The 5182-nt window shown below is 41.4% G+C and carries 4 protein-coding genes and 1 pseudogene; all 5 read left to right on the forward strand.

Features of this window, described 5'->3' with window-relative positions:
• Positions 1–276: 276 nt before the first annotated feature.
• The gene (locus ACFIKQ_RS08835; RefSeq protein ID WP_375656292.1) at positions 277–702 is read left to right on the forward strand and encodes a hypothetical protein; all 426 of its coding nucleotides are present in this window, start codon (positions 277–279) and stop codon (positions 700–702) included.
• A 1-nt stretch (position 703) separates the two neighbouring features.
• Positions 704–1540: a hypothetical protein gene (locus tag ACFIKQ_RS08840; RefSeq protein ID WP_375656293.1), complete on the forward strand. Its 837-nt coding sequence runs from the start codon at positions 704–706 to the stop codon at positions 1538–1540.
• Between the two features lie 88 nt (positions 1541–1628).
• On the forward strand, positions 1629–3011 hold the full coding sequence (locus ACFIKQ_RS08845) for a hypothetical protein (protein WP_375656294.1): 1383 nt from the start codon (positions 1629–1631) through the stop codon (positions 3009–3011).
• Between the two features lie 8 nt (positions 3012–3019).
• Complete coding sequence (locus ACFIKQ_RS08850; RefSeq protein ID WP_375656295.1) at positions 3020–5110, forward strand: glycine zipper family protein; 2091 nt, start codon at positions 3020–3022, stop codon at positions 5108–5110.
• Positions 5107–5182, forward strand: a pseudogene (locus tag ACFIKQ_RS08855) (lytic transglycosylase); the annotation flags it as partial. The gene ACFIKQ_RS08850 and the pseudogene ACFIKQ_RS08855, both read left to right, overlap by 4 nt.

The raw sequence follows: 5182 nt of genomic DNA on the forward strand, positions 1-5182 counted from the left end.
CAGCTCCCAATGTTGCGACAGCCCTTGCATTAAGACGGTTCATAAGAGCCATTTTTAGTCCTTTCTTATACAAATTTGATCCACACGCTCATCCCACTTGTTATGTGCAAATAGTGGTTTTGATTGATTCAAGATAAACAGATTTGAAATGAGAGAATCTTACGTTATTCGGGACTCTCACTCAACATACAAAACAGTGAATTATCATTATAAATCAATATCTTGTACGATGATTACGGGGTTTAATGTGGATTTACGTCCTTTTGGTAGAGGGTAATGGCAAAAGTCTTTTTGACCAGTTCTTGGGATATAGAGCGTATAGCCCCTTATCTTGAAGAAATCATTGCATCTTTTAGAGAGTATGTAGAGCGTTTCAAACATGAAATTACGTTGCAAGAACTCATTGAATCTATTTGCAGTGGTAAGAAACAGTTATGGCTTGTTTTGGATGATGAAGAGCGCTTTTTAGCAGTCGTCACGACCCAGATACAACAGACAGTTTTAGGAAAGAAGCGCGCGCTCATTTGTGAATGTAGTGGCAAGGGTGTTCTTGATCAAGTTGACAATTTGCAAGTTGCAGAGGATTGGGCGCGTGAGAATGGGGCTTTTGAAATGGAGATCTTGGGTCGTTTGGGTTGGAAACGTGCATTGGACAAGCAAGGTTACAGCATAGATATGCTTTATTACAGGAAGGAATTATGAAATGGGGAGCAAGACACCAGCAACAACAGAACAAAAGCAGGTACAGACAAGCGCCCCTCCTGCTTGGATGGAGAATGTATTTAAGCGTGGGGGTAGGGATGCGTATCAAATGTATGACACAGGGATTGGGGGTAATGTGTATGGGGGACCTCGTATTGCCCCGTTAAGTGATCAAACGCGCTATGGCATTAGTGGTCTTGGCAGTATTCCTCATCATTATCAAAATCGCTCTTTGATGAATACAATCTACAATCCAACGTCGGCAGCCATGAATCTTAGACATATGGCTTCTGGTGGTATGGTTGGACAGAATCCGTCTTTTAATGCCGCCCTTCAAAATAGCTTAGACCGTGTAAGAGATACGATTAACAGCTCTTTTGCAGGTGCGGGTCGTTATGGGTCCGGTGCACATGCAGGTGTATTGGCAAATGAACTTGGTGCTTTGTCCACAAGTGCTACAGCAGACCAGTATAATCGTGATGCGGACCGCATGATGCAAGCGAATTCACTGATAGACCAAGCCAATCAAAATCAGTTGGGAGCCTCAAATAACTTCTTACAGGGTTATGACAATGCCTATTCCAATGCCATACAGGGGGGAGGTGTGCTTGATGCCCACAATCAGAGAGTTGTTGATGCCAATCGTGAACGTTGGCTGGAACAAGACAATAGCGGTTGGAATAGGTTGAATATGCTTATGAACGCCGGTCATGGCTTTGCAAGGAATTACGGCACGACGACGAATAATAATACAGCCTCTATGATGCAAGGCAACGACCCTTGGAAGAACGCTATAGGGATTTTAGCTAGTATTGCTAATTTTGCAGGAAAAAAGTGAGGTAGTTATGCAAAATAGTAACGATAACATGTTATCACGACTAATTAAGTCTATGTATGCAATGGACCCATTCGCGTCGCGTATACTAATGCAAAATCAACGTATGGAAAATGCACAACAACAGGCAAATAATTTGCCTTATTTAATCCCTTCTTCATCTGTACCAACTTTTGGTTCACAATCAAATCCTTTAGGTTTATCGAAGGATATGGAACCTTTGCCAGATGTAAGTTCGTCTTTAAGATCGGCAGGCAGAAAACCGTATGTACCGTCTTCAGTCCCTTCTTTACCAGTAGCGACCTTTGGTTCACAACCAAATCCTTTAGGTATGGAACCTTTGCCTAATGCAATTGAAACTTCAGATTTGGCATCATTGAAACCAAAGCAGTCTCAATTACCAGAGCCTATTTCATCTGTAGAACCACAGCAGTTTGCACAGCCACAACAGAGTACTGTTCCTCACCAAGATACTGGTTCTCAACAGAGTTTTTGGGATTACTTGCGTAGTCCTGAGTTTTTACAAAGATTATCAGATTATGGGATTGGTTATGCATTATCAGATGGGACGATAGCACAAAGTTTAGCGAATGGAGCTATGAATCTTCGTCGTGGTGATATGGAAAGAGAAAAAAGAGAGCAGATTAACCAGACCGTCGAGTATCTGAAATCCAAAGGCTATAGCGAAGAAGAAGCTGCTGTGATGGCACGTAATCCTCAAATGCTTAGTGCATTACTCACAGGTAGTGATCAAACTAAACTCAGTGAGGGGTTTCAATGGTATACGAATCCAGAGACGGGTGAACGTGAAATGAGACCTATTAAAGGGTCACCACAGCAACTTGAGTATAACCAGAAACTACAAGCACAGAAGGAATGGGAGGATAAAAAGAGAAGAAATGTTCTTGTCAATAAACAGCAGCTGCGTGCTGGATTAAGTGATATTGCAGACGCTATCAAACTCATAAAAGACGGTTATTCGACAGGGTTTGTTGGATGGGGGTCGCGCGGCATTGGAGGAACACCTGCATATGAATTAGACAAATTATTGGATGGGATTAGAGGTGGCGTTCTAAAGACTGTATTTGAGAACCTAAAATCGATGAGTCCTAACGGCACAGCAGGGGTTGGTCCTATATCAGATTTCGAAAGTAAGGCGATGACATCGATGTTTGGTTCTTTGGATGTTGGGCGCGATAAGAAAGGATTGGAGAAGACTTTACGTCTTCTTGAAACAACATTGAGTGCTTTTAATAAGCTTAATGATACTAAATTATACAATGCATTAACAGGGCAGCCTCTAGAAACGCCTAAGGAAATCTCTGATCAATATTCAGTAGATTTATCGATGCCTAAAGGGAATTATGCAAATGCACCAATAGTAAAAAGTGCAAAAGATGTCGAAAACCTTCCAAAAGGAACAGTATTTTTGGTTAGGCGTGCAAATGGCAATCTAGTCCCTGTAGAAAAATAGGTTATCCCATGTCTGAATACAAAGATTATGATAAGTCACTTCTCCCTGAATGGGCTAGGAAATATAAGGTAGTTGGTCCTGAGATCCCCAACCCTCAAAATATAGCGGATTACTCTGAATATAAGGATTATGATAAGTCACTTCTCCCTGAATGGGCTAGGGAATATAAAGTAGTTGGTCCTGAGATTTCAAGCACTCAAGATACAACAGATGATTTCTCATTTTCTGATGAAGATCTTAGTGTGTGGGATGCGATTAGGAGCCATGGGATATCTGGTTTAACAGCAGGTTATAGTGATGAGATACAAGCAGCGAATGAAGCGGGTTTTACGGATTATTGGAGCGGTGATAAAAAAGCAGAAGAAGCCTATAACAGAAGAGTAGCAAAGGAACGCGCTTACCAGAAAGCATTGGAAGAGAAACACCCATGGTTGTCTTCTGGTGCTTATCTTCTTGGATCAATTGTTCCAACGGCATTATCATTAATCCCTGGGCTAGGTCTTTTAAGAGCAGGGTCTGCGGCAACAACATTTGGTAAGCTAGGCAAGGCAGCACTTTTAGGAGCAGGCTCTGGAGCTTTACATGGCTCTGGAGCAGGAGAAGGTTTACAGGATAAGCTTATATCGGCAGGGATTGGAGGTGGTATTGGCTCTGTTGCTGCTCCTGTTGGTTCTCTTGCTGGTACAGCTGCTTCTTCGGTTATTAATAAAGGAAGAGAGTTATGGCAATCTGCTCCTTTTGTAAGAGGTCGTTTAAACCCTGCTTATAAGGATGTTCAAAACAAAGCGGTAAGAGAAGTTGTAAATACGTTGTATGATGATGGTGTTGAGAATGTTGCAAAACGTCTTGAAACTGCTCCACGCCGTGCGTTTTTGACAGATATCAGTCCAAATCTAGAAGTATCCCTTGCCAATATGGGGCAAATAAACACGCATGTTTCTGATATTTTGAGGCACGCCCATGAAGGACGGATGCATGGGGCTATACAGCGTCTGGGACAATCGGCAAATGAAAATATTGCAGGTCTACAAGATACGAAGATTTTAAAAACTATGCTTAAAAAGCAAGGGGAGGGAGTATATGAACATCTTTATGAAAAAGCGCTGCGAACACCCATAGAAAAAAGGCATTATCCAGTTCTTAATAGACTTTTCAAAAATAAATGGTTTCAAAATGCTCTTAAGGAAGCGGTTGACACTTTAGAAGGAGATCCGCGCAAAGCAATGCCTGAATTATTTTACGCTAAAGAGTTTAGGCATATAAACTATAAGCCTACGATGGAATTATTAGATCAAACTAAGAAGTCTCTTGATGATTTGATTGAAAAATATAAGAATTTTGGTGATAATCAGAAGGTCTCTGGGTACCAACTTATCAAAAACAATTTGGTAAAAATCACGGACAAAATTTCACCTACTTATAAAGCAGCACGTGGTAGTGCGGAAAAATACGAAGGATTTCAAGAAGCCATACAACAAGGTAAAAACATTACTCAGAGAGATGTTTCAGGACAGGGGATCGCGGAGGGGCTTCGGAGAGGAGCGATATCTGATGGACTTAATAGCTATCGCGTAGGTATGAGAGACTATATAGACGATATATTAAAAGGACCCAATGCTGTTAGAAACCTTTCCAATATTTTACAAACGGGTCGTATGTCTGATAATCTTAGCCGGTCTTTAAGCGGCAAAGAACTTCATGCTTTTAGAAAGTCTGTAGCTGAGGAAAAATTTTATCAAGATGCTGCTAAAAGAGGTGTGAAGCCGTTTCAAGGAACGCCTGAACCCTCTCATTTGGTAGGTGTTAATCTCCCTTATAGTAGACCGAGTGCTGCTCGTGCAGGAGCCAAAATCACTCAAAATGTTTTATCTGATACGATTAGGAAATTGCCTCAAAAAGAAAGGCAAATATTTGAACGTGATATGGCGAAGTTAGCAACCTTTGGCGTTAAAGGTATGAACCAGCAAGAAGTTGCTCAAATGTTACAAAGGTTCATAGATTGGCATAAAAGGGGAATTAAGATTGAAAAGATTTCGCATTTTATTTCTTCGGTGTTGGTGGGACAAGCGGGTAGATTTGTAAGGAGTAAGGTTCAATGACCCGTTATAGTCCTTCTGTTAATCAAGCGATACGGCAAACGGCAGCACGTTACGGCTTGCCAGAGAGTTATT

It is taken from the genome of Bartonella sp. MR63HLJHH (assembly GCF_042194155.1).
Classification (GTDB): Bacteria; Pseudomonadota; Alphaproteobacteria; order Rhizobiales; family Rhizobiaceae; genus Bartonella; species Bartonella grahamii.

Coding starts and splice junctions, on each gene's coding strand:
- ACFIKQ_RS08835 (WP_375656292.1), top strand. CDS start 277: ATGGCAAAAGTCTTTTTGACCAGTTCTTGGGATATAGAGCGTATAGCC.
- ACFIKQ_RS08840 (WP_375656293.1), top strand. CDS start 704: ATGGGGAGCAAGACACCAGCAACAACAGAACAAAAGCAGGTACAGACA.
- ACFIKQ_RS08845 (WP_375656294.1), top strand. CDS start 1,629: ATGCAAAATCAACGTATGGAAAATGCACAACAACAGGCAAATAATTTG.
- ACFIKQ_RS08850 (WP_375656295.1), top strand. CDS start 3,020: ATGTCTGAATACAAAGATTATGATAAGTCACTTCTCCCTGAATGGGCT.